At 50.9% G+C, this 3,710-nt stretch carries 4 protein-coding genes and 1 pseudogene; 1 reads left to right on the forward strand and 4 read right to left on the reverse strand.

What is annotated here, in order from left to right:
- On the forward strand, positions 1 to 230 hold a 230-nt coding region (locus RBR60_RS16345), incomplete at its 5' end, for a response regulator (protein ID WP_320358780.1).
- A 169-nt stretch (positions 231 to 399) separates the two neighbouring features.
- Here the strand turns inward: RBR60_RS16345 and RBR60_RS16350 are convergent.
- The 4 genes and pseudogenes from RBR60_RS16350 to RBR60_RS16895 form a co-directional block, all read right to left on the reverse strand.
- Entirely contained in the window at positions 400 to 1,248 is an 849-nt protein-coding gene (locus RBR60_RS16350; RefSeq protein WP_320358781.1) for a hypothetical protein, read from the reverse strand.
- On the reverse strand, positions 1,245 to 2,063 hold the full coding sequence (locus tag RBR60_RS16355; protein WP_320358786.1) for a hypothetical protein: 819 nt from the start codon (positions 2,061 to 2,063) through the stop codon (positions 1,245 to 1,247). Before RBR60_RS16355 ends, RBR60_RS16350 begins: the two co-directional genes overlap by 4 nt.
- Positions 2,060 to 2,962 carry an ABC transporter ATP-binding protein gene (locus tag RBR60_RS16360; protein ID WP_320358788.1) on the reverse strand — a complete coding sequence of 301 codons (903 nt, stop codon included), beginning with the start codon at positions 2,960 to 2,962 and terminating at the stop codon, positions 2,060 to 2,062. The genes RBR60_RS16355 and RBR60_RS16360 overlap by 4 nt, the downstream gene beginning before the upstream one ends.
- 628 nt (positions 2,963 to 3,590) lie before the next feature.
- Positions 3,591 to 3,687 (reverse strand): annotated as a pseudogene (locus RBR60_RS16895) (prepilin-type N-terminal cleavage/methylation domain-containing protein); the annotation flags it as partial.
- Positions 3,688 to 3,710: the final 23 nt, after the last annotated feature.

Raw genomic sequence — 3,710 nt, forward strand, 5'->3', positions numbered from 1 at the left:
AGGAGGCCGGAGGCGGATGCAGGGCCGGGCGTGTCTGGGAGCCCGGCAGATCCGCAATCCGGATGGAGAGAATTCCCATTATTGCCATGACCGCAGGGGCCATGCCTGAGGATCGGGATCGTTGCCTGGATGTGGGTATGGATGATTATATCCCAAAGCCCGTGGACCCGGATGAACTTGTGCGGGTGCTGGAAAAATGGCTGCCAGGGAAAAGGGGGGACGAAAAATAATTTTTTCACCTTTCCTTTACACCGACCGAATCTTCCTGACGGACCAGATCAGGGATAAGGCAAAGTGTGAGGAAAAATACAGAAATATATGATTCCAGAATGTTGTGATGATCGAATCTGGATGTGAGAGGGGCTGGCATTGGCTAAGCAAGGAGACAAGAGCGGCTGATTATGGCCCGTCCCGCAACGCACTGCTTGTAAATACCCTGCCATTTTCAAGAATATAAAATTCTCCCCCATAAGGATCTTCGGGAATGGCATCAAGTATGCCCTTTTCTGTCAGTTCATGCAGCGTTTCCGGCAGACGCTGATACTCTGCATGGAACCGGCGCACAGCCCCTTCCAGAAGATCCAGCCTTTCCAGGACAAGGATGCGCTTTTCAAGGTGCATCCTTGTTATTGTATCCCGTGTATCCAGAAGCATCTGTTTTAAAAAGAGAAGGGCTGCCCTGTGGGGACGGGCAGTGATCTGAAAGCGTGAACCCAGCAGGACAACATGGCTGGGGGCATCGGCCATGAGGGCAGCACGTCCCATGTATTCTGCGGCGCATTCATTGTCGCCTTTGAAATAATAGCATCCGAAACCAATGTAATAGGGAGGGCGCCAGTCTTTTTCCCTGTGCGCCATGGCCTTTTCCATGAGAATCCTTGCCCTTTCAAAATCATCCAGCTCCCAGGAAAGTATCATGAAGGAAAGGTAGTAGGGGTCCCAGAAATGGGGATCAAGGTCTGAAATGGCATCCACAGATTCAAAAATATATTCTCCGTGGGCATCTTCAAGGTTGCCGGAGCGAATCAGTTGCTCACCGATGAAGGTGGTGGTTTTCAGAAAAAGAAAATCAGAAGCAAGCCCTTTAAAGCGCAGGGACATGGGACCAGTCACCTTTGAAGGCAGGGTATAGTCCATCATGGGATCGCTAAGAATTTTTTCACGATCCCTGTGCACACCCTGCCATGCGCCCATATAGGCAAGAACAAGAAAGGAAAAAGCCACAATGGATACAGCAAGGCTTTTCATCCCAACTCCCTCCCCTTAAAGATCTGCGATGCCAGAAAAAGCAGCACAAGAACAGAGGCCATGCCGTAAAATGTGATGAAAAGAACATAGCTGAGGGAAACGGCCATGCCGTGGGCCGCCTGAACTTTAAGGTCAAATACAGAAAGATTGGGAATGATGTAACGGCAGACGTTGAGAAGGGCTTCCACCGCCGCTGCCATGGGCACTTCCGTGGACTGGGCCTGGGTTTTTAAAAAGCGGACAACGGTTTCAATGGTCTCACCCACAATGTACACCGCCGTGCTGAACAGCAGGGTGAGAAAGGCACTGGAGCTGAAGGAGGCAAAAAAAACCACCACGGCATTCAAAACCGCCAGCATGAGAAACTCGCCAAATATGGCCAGAAGAAAGATTTTAAAGGAAAAACTTTCAAAATAGGCGGGATAGCGCAGATAGGAAAGCCCCACCCCTGCACTGGCGCAGACAGCCAGCATGAAAATAGCCGCAGAGGTTAAAAGCATGAGTCCAAGGTATTTTGAAACAATGTATTCTCCCCGGCCATAGGGCCTTGAAAGCACGATGTAAATGGTACGCTTGTCGATGTCCTTGGCAAGGAGCTGGTTGTTGACAAAAAGTGTCAGGAGCAGGCCGCCGAAGGTTAAGGCGGAAAGGTTGAAATCCGAAGCCACCTTGGAAAGCTCCCGCATAAAAAAGCCCACAACCACAAAGCCTAAGGCCATGACCATGAGGGAAAAGAGAAAAATACCGTAAAGTGCCCGGTCCCGCATACCTTCTTTGAAGGTAAGCAGGGCAAGGGCCCAGATTCTCTGCATCATGGTTTTTCTCCTGCCATGGCTAAAAATTCTTTTTCAAGGCCACCCGCATGGGGATCCATACCCACCACCCGTATGCCTTCCTTCCGGCACAGGGTCAGTACCTCCTCCACCTCATGGTGCTGGCAGTCGATAGCTTTCAGGCCTGAGGCCAAACCCGTGCAGGGCCAGCGGTTTTCGGACAGAGGCGTCTGGGTATCCAGGAGCACCCTCAGGGTTTTACCGAGCTTTTCAAGGTCATCCCGTTTGAGAACCTTACGGATGCTACCCCTGTGCATCATTACCACGGTATCGCAGATTCTTTCCACATCCGTTAAAATGTGGGAACAGAAAATAATGGTTTTCTGTTTTTGTTTGAGCCTTAAAAGAAGGTCCACCACCATTTTACGGCCCAAGGGGTCAAGGCCGGACATGGGTTCATCCAGAATCACCACTTCCGGGTCGTGGATGAGGGCAAAGGCAAGACCCACCCGCTGCACCATGCCCTTGGAGCATTCCCTGAGTTTTTTGCCTGCGGCATGGTCCATGCCCACTTCCCGCAACAGGGCCTGAATGCGGTCGGAAAGCCCGGCCTTATCCATACCGGAAGCTTTGGCTCCAAAGGAAAGCAGCTCCACAGGGGTGAGGTGGTCGTAGAAATAGGGGTTTTCCGGCAGATAGCCGATGCTTTTTCTGGAAAGGGGGTTTTCGGGGGTAAGGCCGTTTAGGGTGATGCTGCCCTGGTCCTTGCGGATAAAACCAAGAATAAGCTTGAGGGTACTGCTTTTGCCAGCACCATTGGCTCCGATGATGCCCGTGGTGGAGGCTTTTGCAAATTCAAGGTCAATGTCTGCGGTGAAGGGGGCTTGTTTTCTGAAAAGGTCTTTATTGCGGTAGGTTTTTTGGGCTGCAATGTGGATCATGGGAATCCTTGTGCAGGGGGTAGGTTAAATGAAAACCCCTCCGGCGAGGCCGGAGGGGAGAAAAAAGGGCTGATTAAGCTATTATTTTATTATTGAACATCGCTTCCAAGCCAAACGTCTGCGGTGTAAAGGGCACGAGCAGCTGCTGTGCGTGTTGCATCTGTATGTGCGGCTCCCGCAAGCTCCAGAGTATCAAGAACAATTACATCATCTGCTAAAGCAGCGATGGGATTTCCTGCGGCTTTTGTTCTCTGGAAATATAACGGCTGGAGCCTGCTGTTTGTAGAATAAATCAAGGTTCCTTTGGTATTGGCATTTGCAATTGCGTAAGTAGCCAAGTTTGTTGTGATGCCGGCAGCCACTATCGGCCCTCTTGACCGGCCAACCATCCTTACATCGGGGCCGAGTGGAACTACCAAGGCAGGGAAGGTCGCTGCACCAACACCATTGCCAGGGAAAGTTACTTCGTGGGGAGCAGCAGCGTTTGCCTGTGTTGCGGCAAACCCAGCTACAGCACCTGCTGTTGTTGTGGGATATGCACGCCATTCAGCATAGTATCCTTCAAGTTCACCTGCCGTTGATCTCAGGTCACTCAAGGTTGATGTATTAAAGGATCTTTCACGGTACTTGGCAAACTGCGGAATGGCGATGGCCGCCAGAATACCGATGATGGCAATAACAATCATCAGCTCGATCAGGGTGAAACCCTTCTGGTTTCTTCTCATCTTGATTTTACTGAGCATAGGAA

This window comes from Desulfobotulus sp. (genome assembly GCF_034006065.1).
GTDB lineage: Bacteria > Desulfobacterota > Desulfobacteria > Desulfobacterales > ASO4-4 > Desulfobotulus.